Origin of the sequence: Leucobacter chironomi DSM 19883 (assembly GCF_000421845.1) — a bacterium.
GTDB classification, from domain to species: Bacteria; Actinomycetota; Actinomycetes; order Actinomycetales; family Microbacteriaceae; genus Leucobacter; species Leucobacter chironomi.
This window is the reverse complement of the sequence record NZ_ATXU01000009.1, coordinates 17,124-34,516: the sequence shown is the minus strand read 5'-3', so window position 1 is coordinate 34,516 and position 17,393 is coordinate 17,124. Positions and strand designations below refer to the sequence as shown.

The following is a 17,393-nucleotide window of genomic DNA, read 5'->3' as shown; positions in this document are numbered from 1 at the left end:
GGCGCCGGCCGCGCGCCTCACGCCCGCGGCTTCGTCGCCCGAAGCGTATAGCTGAGCGGCATGACGCCCGAGCGTTCGGCGAGCGCCCACTCCCCTCCGGGGCGGTGCCCCATCTGGCGGGGCAGCGCCTCCCAGGGCACGCTGTCGTGCTCGACGAGGCAGTCGATGCGGAGACCCGCGTCGATGAGCGCCGTCACGATCTCGCCGATGGAGTGATTCCACTCGTACGTCTTCGATGCGCGCACCGGCTGCGCCGTCGGCACGTAGCTCTGGTCGTCGTCCCACTCCGTAGGAGCCTCGTGCTCGAAGTAGGGGAAGCGCAGATGCGGCTCGTCTTCGAGCGACTCGTCCAGCGCCCACAGGATCGGGTGCCCCTCGCGGATGAACAGGAACCCGCCCGGGGCGAGCAGCGCGGCCACGACCTGCGCCCACTCCCGCACCGAGGGAAGCCAGCAGAGCGCCCCGATGCCGGTGTACACGAGATCGAACGCGCCGTTCGGCAGCGCCTCGGCCGCCGCGCGGACGTCGGCCTGCACGAAGTCGACGGCGTCGCCGGTCTCGGCCACGAGCCGACGCGCCTCCGCCACGGCGCGCTCGCTGAAGTCGAGGCCGGTGACGCGGGCACCGAGCCTCGCGAGCGAGAGCGTGTCGGTGCCGATGTGGCACTGGAGGTGCACAGCGCGCAGCCCGTCGATGTCGCCGAGGAGCGGCATGTCGAAGCGCACCACGTCCGAGAGCGCGCCCGGCTGCTCCACATAGCGCTGCACCTCGTAGCCGGTGCCGTCGCGGGCGGCGTGCAGTTCAGCGCGGTCGTCCCAGTTGTCGCGGTTCGCCGCGATGTAGTCGATGGTCATGCACGTCCGCCTCGATCGAAGATGGCCCGTCGGCGGCGACGACTCCGGCGGCGCCCGCGGTGCGAGATCTCGTCCCAGCGTAGTCGGCAGTCGCCCCACGAGCCCAGCCTGAACGTCGCGGGAAACCACAAAACCCCCGGCGAACCAGGGGTTTTGTGTGACTCTCCGTAGCTGAGGCGGGGCTCGATCCCGCGACCTCACGATTATGAGTCGTGCGCTCTAACCAGCTGAGCTACTCAGCCATATCGGCCAATGACCCAGAGAGTCAGAGCCCCGAGCCAGGATTGAACTGGCGACCCCTTCCTTACCATGGAAGTGCTCTACCACTGAGCTATCGGGGCGGAGCCACCTTGCGATGACAACCGTTAGAGAATAGCACTACTCGTTCGCAAATGAAAAATCGGGGCGGGACCCCGCGTCGCGCGCGCGTGTCGCGGCGACGCGGGCCTCGATCAGTAGACCGTGCGACCGCCCGAGCAGGTCTGCTTGCTCGCCGGCTGCCCGGTGATGTTGCTGGGCAGTTGCACCGGCCCCTCCTCGACCGGCGCGATGGTCGCAGGATCGGTCGGCGCACCCGTCGCCGGGTCGATCGGCCACCCCGTGTCGGGGTCGATCGGCCAGCCGGTGGCGGGGTCGATCGGGAGACCGGTCGCCGGATCGATCGGCAGGCCCGTGTTGGGGTCGATCTCGGCGGGCGGGGCGGCCGGATCGGCCGCAGCGCCGTCGTCGACACCCTTGCCCACACCGGTGACCTCGAACGGCTGGCCGCTCTGGATCACCTCGAACAGCGCATCGGCGCTCGCACGGTCGGGGGTGAGGCGTCCCTGCTCGTAGGGGTGGGTGAACGTCGGGTACTGCACGAAGTTGATGCGGTCCAGGTCGATGTCCTTCACCGTGCCCGCGACCTGCTGCATGAACTGCACGCTCGCCATGTTGCTCGAGAGGGTCATGTTGTCGACGCCGGCCTTCGCGAGGCTGTACACCTTCACCGGATCGGAAAGCGTCTCGGAGCTCTGCAGCTTGCGCACCAGCGCCGACATGAAGACCTGCTGGTTGCTGATGCGGCTCGTGTCGCCGCCGTCGCCCACACCGTGCCGGGTGCGCAGGAACTGCAGCGCATCCCGGCCCTGCAGCGTCACGTTGCCGGCGGGGAGCTCGAGCTCGGTCGCGGGGTCGATGATCGGCTGCGTGAGGCACACGTCGACGCCGCCGAGCGCGTTCGAGACGCCGATCACGCCGTCGAAGGTGATGAGGCCCGCATTCGGGATCTCCATGCCCGTGAGCTCGGAGATCACCCGCGCCACGCAGGGCAGACCGCCGTACATCATGGCCGAGTTGAGCTGCTGCTCGCTCATCGCCGAGTAGTAGCCCTCCTCGCCGTCGGGGCCCGGGCAGCTGGGGAACGGCACCATCAGGTCGCGGGGGAAGCTCACGACCGTCGCGTTCTGATGGTCGGCCGAGACGTGCAGCATGAGGTTGACGTCGTTGAGCTCGCCCTCCTCGCCGTCCTGATACGACTGCCCGGCACGGGTGTCGGATCCGACGAGGAGGATCGTCAGCGCGCCGTCGAACGACTGGCTGCCGGCGCCCACGAGCTCTGCCGAGGCCTCGTTCCCCAGATCGACGGTGCGCACATCCTGCACGAGCCCCCACACCGCGTAGGCCACCGTCGCGACACCGCTGAGCGCGACCACGATCGCGGCGGTCAGGAAGATGCGCATCCCGTTCGCCCAGCTGTTCGAACGACGCAGCTTCCCGTGGCGCACGAAACTCGAACGCCCGATACCTGCAGCGTGATTCTTGGCCATGCAACTTCCCGTCTTCGTCGAGCGCTCCCACGTTTTCAGGCGCACTCGGTCGTCGTGAGCCTTCAAAAGTACCGGAAACGACTGAACGGCCCCTTGGAATCCCGCGCCGTCCGCAGCCCGAACCGCCCCCGCTAGGCTGGAGCCATGCGCATCGCCACCTGGAACGTCAACTCGATCCGCACCCGTTTCGGCCGCGTCGCCGACTGGCTCGTGCGCGAAGACATCGACGTGCTCGCCATGCAGGAGATCAAGTGCCGCCCCGACCAGTTCCCGGTCGAAACCTTCGAGCAGGCCGGCTACCAGCTCGAGATCCACGGGCTCAACCAGTGGAACGGCGTCGCCTTCGCGAGCCGCCACGAGATGACCGACGTCGAGCGCTCCTTCGCCGGCATGCCCGGCTTCGGCAAGCCCGTGAAGGGCCAGGAGGAGACGCAGGGAGTCGGCCCCAACGGCCTGCCCCTCGAAGCCCGCGCCCTCGGTGTCACCGTGGGCGATCTGCGGCTGTGGAGCCTCTACGTGCCCAACGGGCGCGCACTCGGCGATCCGCACCTCGACTACAAGCTGAACTGGCTCGACGCGCTGCGCGAAGCCACCCGCTCCTGGCTCGACGAAGACCCCGACCTCCCGCTCGCGCTCATGGGCGACTGGAACATCGCCCCCCTCGACGCCGACATGGGCGACCCCTCCTTCACCGTGGGCGAGTCGACACACGTCTCCCCCGAGGAGCGCGCCGCATTCGCGACCTTCGCCCCCTACGTCGAAGACGTGGTGCGCCCCATCGTGCCCGAAGGCTTCACCTTCTGGGATTACAAGGCCGGGCGCTTCCCCAAGAACCAGGGCATGCGCATCGACTTCATCATGGGCTCCCGCACCTTCGCCGACGCCGTCACCGGTGCGTCCATCGAACGCGACGAACGCAAGGGCGACGCCCCCAGCGACCACGTGCCCGTCGTCTGCGACATCGACGTCGACCTGCTCGGCGGCACCTTCGAAGACGAGTACGACCGCCCGATGGTCTTCTGAGCCGCGTAAACTAGAGCGCATGGCTGACTTCATGCGCGTCGCATCCGTCAACGTGAACGGCATCCGTGCCGCCTTCCGCAAGGGCATGGGCGAGTGGCTCGACGCGTCGGGCGCCGACGTCGTCGCACTGCAGGAGGTGCGCGCCGCCGACGCCGACATCGCGAAACTCGTCGCCGCGGCCGACGACGGCGGCTGGCACGTGCTGCACGATCCCTGCCTCATCAAGGGGCGCGCCGGCGTCGCCATCCTGAGCCGCACCCCCGCCGTCGAGCACCGCGTCGGCCTCGGCGCCCTCGACGCGCAGGAGAGCGTGCAGTCGTCGGGGCGCTGGCTCGAGGCCGACTTCGCCTTCGGCGACAGCACCCTCACCGTTGTCAGCAACTACACCCACTCCGGCGAGGTCGACACCCCCCGTCAGGACGCCAAGTGGGCGTTCCTCGACGCCATGGGCGTGCGCATGAACGAGCTCGCCGACGAACGCGAGCACGTCGCCATCGTGGGCGACTTCAACGTCGGCCACCGCGAACTCGACATCAAGAACTGGCGCGGCAACGTGAAGCGATCCGGATTCCTCCCCCGCGAGCGCGCCTACTTCGACCGCTTCTTCGGCCCGCGCGGCGAGACCATCGTCGGTGTCGACGGCACCGAAGGGCCCGGCCACGGCTGGATCGACGTGGGGCGCCGCTGGGCCGGCGAAGTCGACGGCCCCTACAGCTGGTGGTCGAACCGCGGGCAGGCCTTCGACAACGACACGGGCTGGCGCATCGACTACCACGTGGTCACCCCCGCACTCGGCGAACGCGTGGCCGACTACCGGGTCGACCGCTACCCCTCCTACGACACCCGATGGTCGGATCACGCGCCCGTCATCGCCGACTACCGGCTCTGACACCGAGATCGGAGGCGGATCGGCTTCGCTCAGCCATCCATCCGCAGTGGGGAGCGATCCGATTTCCGCCGCTTGGTCGGCTCTGGCGGGAGCGGCTGGCACGAAGCACCGGCCGCGGATGGATGAGCGGCGGAAATCGGATCGCTCCCCACTGCTCCCGCCAGGCCCGACCACGCTGAGCGAAGCCGATCCGCCTCCGATCTTCCCCTGGTTCTTCCGGCAGTCGACGACTCCGGTCCGTTTTATTTAGGCAGAAAAGGTCCACACCATGACCGCAACCACCACTTCCGCGAAGCCCGTCCTCTTCTCGGGTATGCAGCCGTCGAGCGATTCGCTGCAGCTCGGCAACTACATCGGGGCGCTCGCCCAGTGGACGAAGATGCAGGAGGACTACGACGCCTTCTTCTGCGTCGTGAACCTGCACGCCATCACCGTGCCGCAGGATCCCGCCGAGCTGGTCGCCCGCACCCGGCGCACCGCCGCCCAGTACATCGCGGCCGGCATCGACCCGGAGAAGTCGACGCTGTTCGTGCAGTCGCAGGTGCCCGCCCACGCCGAGCTGGCCTGGGTGCTCAACACCGTCACGGGCTTCGGCGAGGCGAGCCGCATGACGCAGTTCAAGGACAAGTCGCAAAAGCAGGGCGCCGACGCCGCCTCGGTGGGCCTCTTCACCTATCCGGTGCTCATGGCCGCCGACATCCTGCTCTACCAGGCCGAGAGCGTGCCCGTGGGCGAGGATCAGCGCCAGCACGTGGAGCTGACCCGCGATCTCGCGGCGCGGTTCAACTCGCGCTTCGGCGACACCTTCGTGGTGCCGGAGGCGCAGATCTCGAAGGGCACCGCGAAGATCTACGACCTGCAGGAGCCCACCGCCAAGATGTCGAAGTCGGCGGAGACCGAGGCTGGTCTCGTCAAGGTGCTGGATCCCGCGAACGTCACGAAGAAGAAGATCATGCGCGCGGTCACCGACGCCGACGGCGAGATCCGCTTCGACCGCGAGGCGAAGCCCGGCGTCTCCAATCTGCTCACCATCTACTCGGTGCTGTCGGGTCGCACGATCGACTCGGTCGTCGACGAGTACTCGGGCCGCGGCTACGGCGACCTCAAGAAGGGGCTCGTCGAGGTGGTCGAGGAGAGCCTTGCCCCGGTGCGCAATCGCACGGAGGAGTTGCTGGCGGATCCGGCGGAGCTCGACCGCCTGCTCGCCGGGGCGGCTGAGCGCGCGAACGAGGTCGCGAATCGCACCCTCGATCTCGTCTACGAGCGCATCGGCCTGATCCGCTAGGCCTGATCCGCTCGGCCCAGTCCGCGTTCATTCGGGGCTCTCCCGTGTTTCGGATCGATCGGGGCGATCCCGCCCGAAACACGGGCGGGCCCCGAAGCTTAGACTGGGTCCATGACCGAGGATGTCTCCCGAAACCGCGGCGTCGTGGTGATCCGCCGCACCCCGTTCACGATCGCCCTCACGCTCGCGCTGCTCGTGATCGCGGCGGTCACGGGCACGCTCGTCTCTCCCGCCTCGCAGCAGCCGTGGTTCGATCGCGTCGCTACGGGCCTTCCCGCCTTCGCGGACGGCCGGTGGTGGACGGTCGCCACTTCCCCGTTCTTCGTCGACCACCCGCTCGTGCTGCTCACGCTGCTGCCGCTCGTGGTCGGCGGGCTCGGCTGGGCGGAGTGGCGATTCGGGTCGCTGCGCACGATCGGACTGTTCGCGGCGGGGCACGTCGTGGGGGTGCTCGGAGCGGCGGGGATCCTCGCGCTCGCCTCGAACACGGGCTGGCCGTGGGCGGTGCGCCTCGCGGGAGCCTACGATGTGGGGCCCTCCTGCGGCGCGCTCACCGCGCTCGTCTTCGCGATCGCCACCTTGCCGGCTCCGTGGCGGCTCCGCGCCCGCATCGCGGTGGGGCTGTGGACCGGCATCTCGGTGCTCTACCTGGGCCAGCTGCACGACCTGGAGCACGCCGTCTCGATGGCCGCGGCCCTCGTCGTGAGCGGCTGGCTGCCGGCGTTCCGGCGTCCGGCGGGGCGCCCGAGCCAGCGCGAGTGGCGACTCATCGCACTGTCGCTGCTCATCGCGATCGGCGCGATCCAGGTGCTCGACCTGGTGGTGCCGTACAACGGCCCGCTCGGGGCGAACGATCCGATCTCGTCGTTCACCGACGTGGCGATCGACGTGGTCGTGATCGCGCTCATCGCGAACGGCATCCGGCAGGGCTACCGTCTGGCCTGGATCGTCGCGCTCGTGCTCGGCCTCTTCAACGTCGCGACCGCGGCGGTGGTGCTGCCGCTGCTGCCGCTGCTCGTCGAGCAGGGCGTGCTCGACTCCCCCTCGGAAGTCGTCGGTCTCGTGCTCGCACCGGCGGTGTTCTGGCTCGGGCTCGTGCTGCTGCTCGTGCTGGCTCGCGGCGCCTTCCAAGTGCGACTGCGCAAGTCGCACCGCCGGCTCGATGCCCAGGCGCTCAGCCGGGAGCAGCTCGTCGAGCGCTTGCGGCGCAGCGGCGGCGGCACGATCTCGTGGATGACGACGTGGGAGGGCAACCGCCGCATCGCCGTCGGCGAGGCGGGCGCCATCGCCTACCAGTCGCACTCGGGGGTCGCGATCATGCTCGGCGACCCGATCGTGCCGGCCGGCGGGGCGGGTGAGGCCCTCGCCGGCTTCGAGCGGGCGACGCAGCACGCGGGTCTCATCCCGTGCGTGTTCTCGGCGGGAGCGGAGGCCGCTGCGGCGCGACCGGAGGGGTGGCGCTCGGTGATCGTGGCGGAGGACACGATCGTCGACCTGCCGGGGCTCGCGTTCACGGGCAAGGCCTGGGCTGCGGCGCGCACGGCGCTGAACCGGGCGGCGCGCGAGGGCGTCGAGTTCCGGATGGTGCGGCTCGCCGAGGAGCCCTGGAACGTGCTCGCCCAGGTGCGCGCGATCTCGGAGCAGTGGACGGGCGACAAGGGGCTGCCGGAGATGCGGTTCACGCTGGGGACGGTCGATGAGGCGCTGGATCCCGAGGCGCTCGTCGGCATCGCCGTCGACGGGCGGGGCGACCTGCACGGTGTCACATCGTGGCTGCCGGTCTACGGGCCTGCCGATCCCGAGACCGGCGATCCGTGCATCGTCGGCTGGACCCTCGATCTCATGCGTCGCCGCGACGGCGGATTCGGCCCGGTCATGGAGTTCCTGATCGCCGCGTCGGCGCAGCACCTGTCGGAAGAGGGGTACGAGTTCGTCTCGCTCTCGGGCGCCCCGCTGGTGCGCCCGGCCGAGGCGGAGGCCGGCCCGGTGGATCAGGTGCTCGAGCAGATCGGGGGCCTCATCGAACCGCTTTACGGCTTCAAGTCGCTGCACCGCTTCAAGCAGAAGTTCAATCCGCGCCACGAGTCGCTCTACCTGCTCTACCGCGACGAGGGCGATCTGCCGCGCATCGGCATCGCGCTCACCCGCGCCTATCTGCCGGACGCCTCGCTGCGCGAGCTCGTGGCCTCGGCCGCGTCGGCCGGGAAGCCAGCCTGACCGCCGGACACCCTCTACAGTTGGATCATGGCCGACTCCCGCACCGCCCGCGCCAGCATCGGCGCTGTCCTCAGCCTCGTGGGCGAGGTCGTCGGCGCGCTGATGCAGCTGCTCCTCATCTGGTTGGCCGCCGAGATCGTCTGGAACGACGACGGCCCCGACAACGGCACCCTGCTGCGCATCTTCTGGTGCCTGTTCGCGACGCTCTACCTCGGGGCCACCGTGCTCTCGCTCAACGTGCTCGTCAGGCTCGACGTGCCCGATCCGCGGGCGACGCGCATTCTGGTGGGCCACCCGGTGGCCCGGGCGCTCGCCACCGTGCTCACCTTCGGTGCGAGTCTGCTCGGCATCACCGTCGCGATCGACCTCATCACCGCGCTCGGCAGCGGGAAGAGCGACACCGTGGCCGAGTTCAGCGCCATCTGGTCGATGCTGCTCTCGTGGGCGATGTTCAACTGGGGCTACGCGCGCATCTACTTCTCGCGCTACCATCGCGAGGGGGATCCGCCCCTCGTCTTCCCGGGCACGGCATCGCCGCGGCTCGTCGACTTCGTCTATCTCGCCTTCACGAACGCGACCACCTTCGCGGTCTCCGATGTGCAGGTGCAGTCGACGCGGATGCGCTGGACCATCGTGTGGCACACCACGCTCGCGTTCTTCTTCAACGCGCTCATCATCGCTCTCGTCATCAACGTGATCACGCGGGGGGACCTGCTCGTCGACCTGCTCGACTAGCGACCTCGCCGGGTGAGCGATTCACAACCGGAACGGGTACAGTGGGAGGCGTGTTCCGGGGTCGGTGAGAATCCGAACCGGCGGTGACAGTCCGCGAACCTCGCATCCGCGAGGCCGAACCGGTGGAATTCCGGTACCGACGGTGATGGCACGGCGGTTCGCCGCCGGTCTAGTCCGGATGAGAGGAACGCTGAACTCCGCGCTGCGCGGAGACCCTTTCAGCACCCCGGATCCGCTTCATGAAGTGAACGGGGGATCGGATGCTCGAGCAGGTGCTCCTCGAGGACGCGATGCGTCGCGCCCTCGCCCTCGCGCGACGCGGTCCCGCCGGCGACCCGAACCCGCAGGTGGGCTGCGTGCTGCTCGACCCCTCGGGGCGCATCGTCGCCGAGGGCTGGCATCTCGGCTCCGGCACTCCGCACGCCGAGACCGTCGCGCTCGCCCAGTTGCCCGCCGAGTGGCGCGCCCGCACCGGCGAGCTCACCGCGGTCGTCACACTGGAACCCTGCAACCACACGGGCCGCACGGGCCCCTGCGCGGTCGCGCTGCTGGAGCACGGGATCGGGGCCGTCGCCTACGCGGTGAGCGATCCGGGCGAGGCCTCGGCCGGCGGCGCCGCGCGGTTGCGGGCGGCCGGTGTCGAGGTGCGCAGCGGAGTGCTGGCCGGTGAGGCGCGGGCCGTGCTCGGTCCGTGGCTGGCGCGGCAGGCCGCTGCGGGGATGGCGGATCGCGCCGCGCCGCGCGGCTTCCCCCAGTCGGGCGACGGCTCGGCGCTCGATCGCCCGCACGTCACCGTGAAGTGGGCGCAGACGCTCGACGGGCGGGCCGCGGCGGCCGACGGGTCGAGCCAGTGGATCACCGGCGTGGACGCCCGCGCCGACGTGCACCGGAGGCGCGCCGAAGCGGATGCGATCCTCGTCGGCACGGGCACCCTGATCGCCGACGATCCCGCGCTCACCTCCCGCGCCGAGCACGGCGGCCTGCTGGTCCCGGCCGAGGAGCAACCGATCCCGGTCGTGCTCGGCCACCGCCCCGTACCGCCCGGTGCGCGGGTGATGCAGCATCCGGCGCTCGCCGCTCACGGCCTCGACGCCCCGCTGACCCTGTCCGGCGACGACCTCGCCGCCGACCTCGCGGCGCTGCACGCCCGCGGAGTGCGGCGCCTCTTCGTGGAGGGCGGCCCCACGGTGGCGAGCGCCCTCATCGCGGCGGGCCTCGTCGACGAGGTGCTCGTCTACCTCGCCCCAGCGCTGCTCGGCGGGCCCCGTCTCGCGCTCGGCGACCTCGGCATCGCCGACATGACCGGAATCGAGCGGCTGCGGATCTCCCGCACGGCCCAACTCGGAGCCGACCTGCTCATCAAGGCGACCCTCGACTCGTCGCACGCCGCATCGACCCCCACGAAGGAGCGATAACCATGTTCACCGGACTCATCGAGGAGATCGGCGAGATCGTCGCCGTAGAGCCGATCGGCGACTCGATCCGCCTCACCATCGCGGGCCCGCTCGTCACGAGCGACGCCGATCACGGCGCTTCGATCTGCGTATCGGGCGTCTGCCTGACCGTGGTGGAGCAGGGCGTCGTCGGCGCCGAGGGCGGCCTGCAGCGGGGCACCGGGCCCGGCACCGGCAGGGGTGCGTTCGCCGCCGATGTGATGCAGCAGTCGATCCGCATGTCGACCCTTGGCGAGCTGCGACCGGGCAGCCCCGTCAACCTCGAACGGGCGGTGCGCGTCGACACCCGCCTCGGCGGTCACATCGTGCAGGGCCACGTCGACGGCACGGCCACCCTGCTCTCGACGACGCAGCACCCGGCCTGGCGCACCCTGCGGTTCTCGCTCTCACCGGAGCTGGCCCCGCTGCTCGTCGACAAGGGCTCGGTGACCCTCTCGGGAGTCTCGCTCACCGTCTCGGCGATCTCGGATCCGCCGGCTGACGGCGTACCGGCCGACGCCCAGTGGTTCGAGGTGTCGCTGATCCCCGAGACCCTCTCCGCCACCACGCTCGGCGCCCTCGAACCGGGCGACCGCGTCAACGTCGAGACCGACATCCTCGCGCGTCACCTCGCGCGCATGCACAGCTTCACCACCACGACCGGAGGAACCCCCGAATGATCCCCACCACGCCCGGCATCAGCAGCATCGAAGAGGCCGTCGCCGCGATCAAAGCCGGCCGTCCGGTGATCGTCGCCGACAACGAGGATCGCGAGAACGAGGGCGACGTCATCCTCTCCGCCGAACTCGCGACCCCCGAGTGGATCGCTTGGACCGTGCACCGCTCCTCGGGACTGCTGTGCGCGCCCATGACCAACGAGGTCGCCGACCGGCTCGACCTGCCGATGATGGTCGACCGCAACGAGGACGTACGCGGAACGGCATACACCGTGACCGTGGACGCCGCGCACGGCGTCACCACCGGCATCAGTGCGAGTGACCGCGCCACCACCGTGCGCGCCCTCGCGAACCCCGACGCCGTGCCCGGCGACGTGCGCCGCCCCGGCCATGTGCTGCCGCTGCGCGCCGTCGACGGAGGCGTGCGCGCCCGCGACGGCCATACGGAGGCGGGCGTCGAACTCATGCGCCTGGCCGGCCTGAGCCCGGTCGCGGTGATCGGCGAGATCGTCGCCGACGACGGCGAGATGATGCGCCTGCCCGAGCTGATCGAGCTCGGGCAGCAGGAGAACGTGCCAGTCATCACGATCGAGCAGCTCATCGCATACCTCAACGAGCATGACCCCGTCGAGGTGCCGGCCGAGCAGGTGCAGCACCGCAGCGTGAGCCTGCGAGCCGAGACGCTGCTGCCCACCGTGCACGGCGAGTTCCGCACCCGCGCCTACCGCGATCGCCGCCTCGGCATCGACCACCTCGCTCTGATCGCGCCCGGGCCCGACGGCTCGCTGCCGGGCGCCGAAGCGCTCGTGCGGGTGCACTCGGAGTGCATCACCGGTGAGGCCTTCGGCTCGCTCAAGTGCGAGTGCGGGCCGCAGCTCGACGCCGCGCTCGACCTCATCCACGAGCGGGGCGGCATCGTCGTATACCTCCGCGGGCATGAGGGTCGCGGCATCGGCCTCGCCAACAAGCTGCGCGCCTACCAGTTGCAGGAGCAGGGCGTCGACACCCTCGACGCCAACCTGCAGCTCGGGCTGCCCGCAGACAGCCGCGACTACACCGCTGCGGCCGAGATCCTCGCCGAGCTCGGCGTGGAGCGGGTGCGCCTGCTCACCAACAACCCCGACAAGGTCCGCCAGCTGGAAGAGCACGGCATCGTCGTCTCCGAGCGGGTGCCGCTGCTCGTGGGTGTGACCGAACAGAACATCGGCTACCTCACGACGAAGCGCGACCGCATGGGCCACGAACTGCCCGCGGACGTGCGCGAGCAGTAGCCCGCCCGCAGCACGCGCTGCGTCCGCGGCACCCGTCGCGGCGGGCGGATCCCGAACCTGACGAATCACGACCCAAGGAGCACCCCATGAGTGGAGCCGGAGCCCCCAACCTCACCGTCGACGCGAGCGGCCTGCGCGTCGCGATCATCGCCGGCAGCTGGCACGACGAGATCATGTCGCCCATGATCGCCGACGCGCAGACCACGACAGCCGCCGCCGGCGCGGAGCACGCCCTCTTCCGGGTGGCCGGTGCGTTCGAGCTGCCCCTCGCCGCGCAGACCGCGCTCGCCCCCGTCGAGCAGGGCGGCGGCGGGTTCGACGCCGCCGTCTGCCTCGGCGTGATCGTGCGCGGCGGCACCCCGCACTTCGACTACGTGTGCAACGCGGTCACCGACGGCCTCACGCGCGTGCAGCTCGACGCGGGCCGCCCGGTCGGCTTCGGCGTGCTCACCACCGACGACGAGCAGCAGGCGCTCGACCGCTCGGGCCGCCCCGGCGCCCCGGAGTCGAAGGGGCGGGAGGCCGCCGAGGCCGCGCTGCACCTCGCGATCACCACGCGCACCATCGCCGCCACGGCGCTCTGAGCGCCGCGCTCTCTGCGCCCTGCCGCGCCCGGCCCGAGCACCAGTCGAGGTCACCCGGCTGGCGCTTTCCGCGCCCGGGAGAGGACCACACGGGTGACCTCGGCGCCGCCTCACCCGACTGTGCTGCGGCGGGCGGCCCGGGCGGGCTCTTTGTCAGCCGCGCTGGCTTAGAGTGGTGGCCGTGGCTGGCACATCTGATGAGACTTCACCCGGCGCCGCGAGCCCTCGGCAGCGCGGACGCGCCGCAGGCTCCGCTCCTCGCGGCCCCCGCGCCTCGATTCGGCAGCTGATCCCCTACCTGTTCGAGCAGCGCGGCCCGCTCGCCCTCGCGATCGTGCTCGGTCTTGTGGCGGCGGTCGCGTCGCTCGTGCAGCCGCCCCTGCTGGGCCAGGTGATCACCCGCGTCGAGGGCGGCCAGTCGCTCGGCGGGTTGCTCGCGGTGCTCACCGTGGTCGTGATCCTGGGCGCGGTGCTCGGCGGGCTGCAGCACTACGTGCTGCAGCGCATGGGCGAGGGCATCGTGCTGACGAGCCGTCGCCGCCTCATCGCCAAGATCCTGCATCTGCCCGTCTCGCAGTTCGATCGCCGCCGCACCGGCGATCTCGTCTCCCGGGTCGGCAGCGACACGACGCTGCTGCGGGCAGTGCTCACCCAGGGCCTGGTCGAGGCGATCAGCGGCATGCTCGTCTTCGTGGGCGCGCTGATCGGCATGCTGGTCATCGATCCGATGCTGTTCGGGATCACCTTCGGCATGATCCTCGTCGCCCTCGTGGTGGTGGTTCTCGTGTCGAGCCGCATCCGGCCGGCGGTCGCGAAGGCTCAGGAGAAGGTGGGCGACCTCGCCGCGCAGGTGGATCGCACGATCTCGTCGATCCGCACGATCCGGGCTGCCGGCGCAGCCGAACGCGAGCAGCGCCTCACCGAGCGCGACGCCGAGGAGGCGTACGTGCTCGGCGTGAAGGTCGCGAAGATCTCGGCATTCATCGTGCCGGTCTCGTTCCTCGCGATGCAGTTGTCGTTCCTCGTGGTGCTCGGGCTCGGCGGCTACCGGGTGGCGACCGGCGCCATCACGATCGCCCAGCTCGTCACCTTCATCATCTTCCTGTTCCTCATGGTGATGCCGCTGGGCCAGGCCTTCGGCGCGATCGCGGCCATCAACCAGGCGCTCGGCGCGCTCGGGCGCATCCAGGAGATCTCCGAGCTGCCCACCGAGACCGAGCACGACGCCGAACTCTCGCCGCTCGGCCGAACCGTGCCGCTCGAAGCGTCCCGGCTCGACTACGCCGCGGCGATCCGCTTCTCCGGGGTCCGCTTCACCTACCGCTCGGCCGCCCCCGACCGGGCCGACGCCCGCGATCTCGTGCGCGGCGGGCGCGGCGCACGGCGCGACGCCGAAGCGGCCCCCGCCGAGATCATCGAGACGCCGGTGCTGCACGGGGTGAGCTTCGAGGTGCCGCGCGGATCGCGCGTCGCCCTCGTCGGCCCGTCCGGTGCGGGCAAATCGACGCTGCTCGGGCTCATCGAACGCTTCTACGACCCGGATGAGGGCGCCGTCTCGCTCTTCGGTGCGGATCTGCGCACCCTCGATCGTTCCGAGGTGCGCGCGCAGATGGGGTACGTCGAGCAGGACGCTCCTGTGCTCGCCGGCAGCCTGCGCGACAACCTGCGGCTCGGCGCACCGGAGGCCTCGGACGCCGCGTGCGAGCGGGTGCTGCGGGCCGTGAACCTCGGCGGCCTCCTCGACCGCTCCGCCGGGCGCGCGGCAGCCGTCCCCGCTGGCGCCGAAGCGAGCAGCATGCAGCCGCTCTCCGAACCCGAGCTCGCCCGAGCGCTCGACCAGCAGGTGGGCGAGAACGGCATCATGCTGTCCGGCGGGGAGAAGCAGCGGCTCGCGATCGCCCGAGCGCTGCTCACCGCGCCCCCGATCCTGCTGCTCGACGAGTCGACCGCCAGCCTCGACGGGGTGAACGAGCGGCTGATGCGCGACGCACTCGACTCGGTGGCGACCGGTCGCACGCTCGTGGTGATCGCGCACCGCCTCTCGACGGTGGTCGACTCCGACAAGATCATCGTGCTCGAGGAGGGCCGTGTCGTCGGCGAGGGCACGCACGCGCAGCTACTCGAGACGACGCCGCTCTACCGCGAGCTCGCGAAGCACCAGCTGCTCGTCCCCTCCGAGGGCTGACGGCGCGCCGGAGTCTGCTCCGCGGCGGGCTACGCCGCGGAGATGCTCTCCAGCAGTGCTGAGAGCGCCGGCCGGTAGCGTTCCAGCGGTTGTCCGTCGGCGTCAGCGCCGCCCACGGCACGGGCACCGGCGCCTCCCTCGGCCTCGGCTCGCAGCGTGATCCAACCCGACCCGGTATCGACGACCGCGGCGACCACACCCGCCGCCTCGACGTGCTGCACGACGAGCCCCGATGCGAGGGTCTCGCTCCGCACGGCCGCATACTCGCCGCCTCCGGAACCCGCGTCTTTTCCGGAGCCCGCACCTCCGCCGGCATCAGTCCCCTCGCCCGAAGTCGCGTCGCTCCCGGCTCCGGCCTCTCGCAGCCACGCGCCCGCGGCTCGCTCGCTCCCAGGGTTCAGCACGTCGACCTCGACCTGCAACCGCTGATCGGGCGAGAGCAGCAGCACCCCGCTCGACTCCCCCAACAGCACCGACCAGTCATGCAACGGCGGCAGCGGCGGCCACTCCACGATCTCGCGCACCAGCGGCTGCACGACCCAGCCCTCGGCCGGCACGAGCTGCAGACCGCCGCCCACCTCGGCGGCGGTCGTGCCGTCGGCGGACACCGCTTGTGCGCGGGCGTAGTGCTCAGGAGCGAAGGTGACCGCGTAGGCGGCGATCGCAACGAGGAGTACCAGCACAGTGAGCACGACCGCCATCACCCAGACCCGGGTGCGCGACGGGCGCCGCCGACCCTCGTCGCGCGGCCCCTCGGTCGGGGCCGTCACGCGCACCGACGCCGTGCGCAGCTCCTGACTGCGGCGGCTCATCGTCGCGTCACCCTGCCGCCGGGCACCTGACCGCCGAACAGCTGCTCGACCGTCACGAGCGTGAAGCCCCGGTCGCGCAGCCCGCGCAGCACCACGTCGGCGCTGTCGACCGTTTCGGGGTGCAGATCGTGGAAGAGGATGATGTCGCCGGGGGTGGCGACGCCCACCGAGCGCTGCACGAGCTCTTCGCGGCCCGGCTTCTTCCAGTCGAGCGTGTCGATCGACCACAGGATCGCCGGCTGGCCCACAGCGGAGAGCACCCGCTCGTTCACGGCGCCGTAGGGCGGGCGGTAAGTGGCGACCGTGCGCCCCGTCACCCGCGCGAGGAGGGCTTCGACGTCGACCACCTCTGCTCGGGCCTTCTCGGGGCTGATGGTGGTGAGGTCGGGGTGGGTCATCGTGTGGCTGCCGATGCCGTGCCCCTCGGCGGCGACGCGCTGCGCGAGCTCGGGGAAGGCCCGCACGGCTGAGCCGATCATGAAGAAGGTAGCCGCCGACTGCTCGGCGCGCAGGGTGTCGAGCAGTCGCGCGGTGTGCTCGGAGGGCCCGTCGTCGTAAGTCACCGCCGCGCAGGCGAGTAGGCTGCAGTCGACGGGCTGGTCGGCCCGCCAGGCGGGCATGCCCACGAACGGCGTTCCCCGGCCGGCCTGCATCGCGGCCCCGAACGGGCTCAGCCACGCGGTGAGCGGCTCGCCACCGACCTCGACGGTCGTGGCGGATTCGGTGCTCTCGACGCCGAGACCCGCGAGCTCGGGCGCGACGATCCCGGCGGGCAGCACGATGCTGGCGCCGCTCTCGGTGAAGCTCGCCGACTCGAGCGCGCGGCGCGCGAGCTCCAGCTGCGCCTCATCCGGCGCGGCGACCGGCGCCGCGCTCAACCCGCCGGCCTGGCGCCGCAGCAGCTCCACGGCGCGCGTCCACAGCTGGCCGGGAGCTTCGGCGCTCCACAGCTCGCCGGACTCGTGCACCTCGCCCGTCGAGACGTCGGCGTAGAGCGTGACCGCCGTGTCGCTCGTGACGCCCTCCGGGCCGCCGACGACCGTTCGCACGGTCACCCCGACGATCGCGCCGAACGCCGTCGTGATATCGCAGACGAACGCGGTACCGGTGCCGGTGCCGTCGAGCGGACCCGTCCCGGGATCGGCCAGCACCTGCGCCGCCGGCCGGCTCGCCGAGCCCGGCACGCAGCCTCCGTGCGACAGCCCGGCCGAGACCGGGAACACCTCCGGCGAGATCGCCGTGCCCGTTCCGCTGATCGCGCCGCGCAGCAGCTCGGACATGCGCACGTTGAAGCGATGCCACCCGGGGATCTCGACGTAGCGCGCCTGCAACCGTGCCCGGTCGTTGCGCAGACGCCGCTCCACGAAGCCGAGATCCTGCCCTCCCGTGGCAGCCGACCCGTCAGCGACCACCGCGCCCGCACTGCCGGCCTCGGTCGGGGTGTCGTCGGCCACCACCAGGCTCACCCCCGCGACCGGCGGCCAAGCCGGGGGCTCCCACCCGGAGACCGGCGCGATCTGCGCGCAACCGGCGAGCAGCGCCGCCGCGATCGTGCCGCAGACGAGCCGGACAGCGCGCGCGGGAAGCGCGCTGCGCTGCTTTCCCGGGTGCTGCTGCATA

14 protein-coding genes, 2 tRNA genes and 1 riboswitch are annotated in these 17,393 nt (G+C 71.0%); of the genes, 10 read left to right on the top strand and 6 right to left on the bottom strand.

Going from position 1 to position 17,393, the window contains the following annotated elements:
- Nucleotides 1-17 precede the first annotated feature (17 nt).
- The 4 genes from H629_RS0110845 to H629_RS0110830 all read right to left on the bottom strand — a co-directional run bounded on the left by H629_RS0110845 (nt 18) and on the right by H629_RS0110830 (nt 2,662).
- Entirely contained in the window at nt 18-854 is an 837-nt protein-coding gene (locus tag H629_RS0110845; RefSeq protein WP_036084968.1) for a class I SAM-dependent methyltransferase, read from the bottom strand.
- A 168-nt stretch (nt 855-1,022) separates the two neighbouring features.
- Nucleotides 1,023-1,096: transfer RNA gene (locus tag H629_RS0110840), tRNA-Met, on the bottom strand.
- 27 nt (nt 1,097-1,123) lie between these two features.
- Nucleotides 1,124-1,195 (bottom strand) — tRNA-Thr (locus tag H629_RS0110835).
- A gap of 111 nt (nt 1,196-1,306) precedes the next feature.
- Entirely contained in the window at nt 1,307-2,662 is a 1,356-nt protein-coding gene (locus tag H629_RS0110830) for an LCP family protein (protein ID WP_024357276.1), read from the bottom strand.
- A 144-nt stretch (nt 2,663-2,806) separates the two neighbouring features.
- Between H629_RS0110830 and H629_RS0110825 the strand changes: the two genes are divergently transcribed.
- From H629_RS0110825 to H629_RS0110780, 10 genes are all read left to right on the top strand, one after another.
- Nucleotides 2,807-3,685 carry an exodeoxyribonuclease III gene (locus tag H629_RS0110825; protein ID WP_024357275.1) on the top strand — a complete coding sequence of 293 codons (879 nt, stop codon included), beginning with the start codon at nt 2,807-2,809 and terminating at the stop codon, nt 3,683-3,685.
- 19 nt (nt 3,686-3,704) lie between these two features.
- Nucleotides 3,705-4,574: an exodeoxyribonuclease III gene (locus H629_RS0110820; protein ID WP_024357274.1), complete on the top strand. Its 870-nt coding sequence runs from the start codon at nt 3,705-3,707 to the stop codon at nt 4,572-4,574.
- Between the two features lie 268 nt (nt 4,575-4,842).
- A complete protein-coding gene (gene trpS, locus H629_RS0110815; protein WP_024357273.1) occupies nt 4,843-5,859 on the top strand; it encodes a tryptophan--tRNA ligase in 1,017 nt (338 codons plus the stop codon).
- Between the two features lie 111 nt (nt 5,860-5,970).
- Nucleotides 5,971-8,076 (top strand): bifunctional lysylphosphatidylglycerol flippase/synthetase MprF, encoded by a 2,106-nt coding sequence (locus tag H629_RS0110810; RefSeq protein ID WP_024357272.1) that lies wholly within the window; start codon nt 5,971-5,973, stop codon nt 8,074-8,076.
- Between the two features lie 27 nt (nt 8,077-8,103).
- Nucleotides 8,104-8,811: a DUF1345 domain-containing protein gene (locus H629_RS0110805; RefSeq protein ID WP_024357271.1), complete on the top strand. Its 708-nt coding sequence runs from the start codon at nt 8,104-8,106 to the stop codon at nt 8,809-8,811.
- Between the two features lie 47 nt (nt 8,812-8,858).
- Nucleotides 8,859-9,005: riboswitch (FMN riboswitch) on the top strand.
- Nucleotides 9,006-9,071: 66 nt separating this feature from the next.
- A complete protein-coding gene (locus tag H629_RS0110800) occupies nt 9,072-10,226 on the top strand; it encodes a bifunctional diaminohydroxyphosphoribosylaminopyrimidine deaminase/5-amino-6-(5-phosphoribosylamino)uracil reductase RibD (RefSeq protein ID WP_024357270.1) in 1,155 nt (384 codons plus the stop codon).
- A 2-nt stretch (nt 10,227-10,228) separates the two neighbouring features.
- Nucleotides 10,229-10,924 (top strand): riboflavin synthase, encoded by a 696-nt coding sequence (locus H629_RS0110795; RefSeq protein WP_024357269.1) that lies wholly within the window; start codon nt 10,229-10,231, stop codon nt 10,922-10,924.
- Complete coding sequence (locus tag H629_RS0110790) at nt 10,921-12,192, top strand: bifunctional 3,4-dihydroxy-2-butanone-4-phosphate synthase/GTP cyclohydrolase II (protein WP_029746885.1); 1,272 nt, start codon at nt 10,921-10,923, stop codon at nt 12,190-12,192. The genes H629_RS0110795 and H629_RS0110790 overlap by 4 nt, the downstream gene beginning before the upstream one ends.
- 86 nt (nt 12,193-12,278) lie before the next feature.
- Nucleotides 12,279-12,776: a 6,7-dimethyl-8-ribityllumazine synthase gene (gene ribH, locus H629_RS0110785; protein ID WP_024357267.1), complete on the top strand. Its 498-nt coding sequence runs from the start codon at nt 12,279-12,281 to the stop codon at nt 12,774-12,776.
- A gap of 175 nt (nt 12,777-12,951) precedes the next feature.
- Nucleotides 12,952-14,961, top strand: coding sequence for an ABC transporter ATP-binding protein (locus tag H629_RS0110780; RefSeq protein ID WP_152485707.1), 2,010 nt, complete (start codon nt 12,952-12,954; stop codon nt 14,959-14,961).
- Nucleotides 14,962-14,990: 29 nt separating this feature from the next.
- Here H629_RS0110780 and H629_RS0110775 read toward each other — a convergent pair whose 3' ends face one another.
- Both H629_RS0110775 and H629_RS14610 read right to left on the bottom strand, forming a co-directional pair.
- Nucleotides 14,991-15,773, bottom strand: a complete 783-nt coding sequence (locus H629_RS0110775; RefSeq protein ID WP_024357265.1) for a hypothetical protein — start codon at nt 15,771-15,773, stop codon at nt 14,991-14,993.
- Complete coding sequence (locus H629_RS14610) at nt 15,770-17,392, bottom strand: polysaccharide deacetylase family protein (RefSeq protein ID WP_024357264.1); 1,623 nt, start codon at nt 17,390-17,392, stop codon at nt 15,770-15,772. The genes H629_RS0110775 and H629_RS14610 overlap by 4 nt, the downstream gene beginning before the upstream one ends.
- Nucleotide 17,393: the final 1 nt, after the last annotated feature.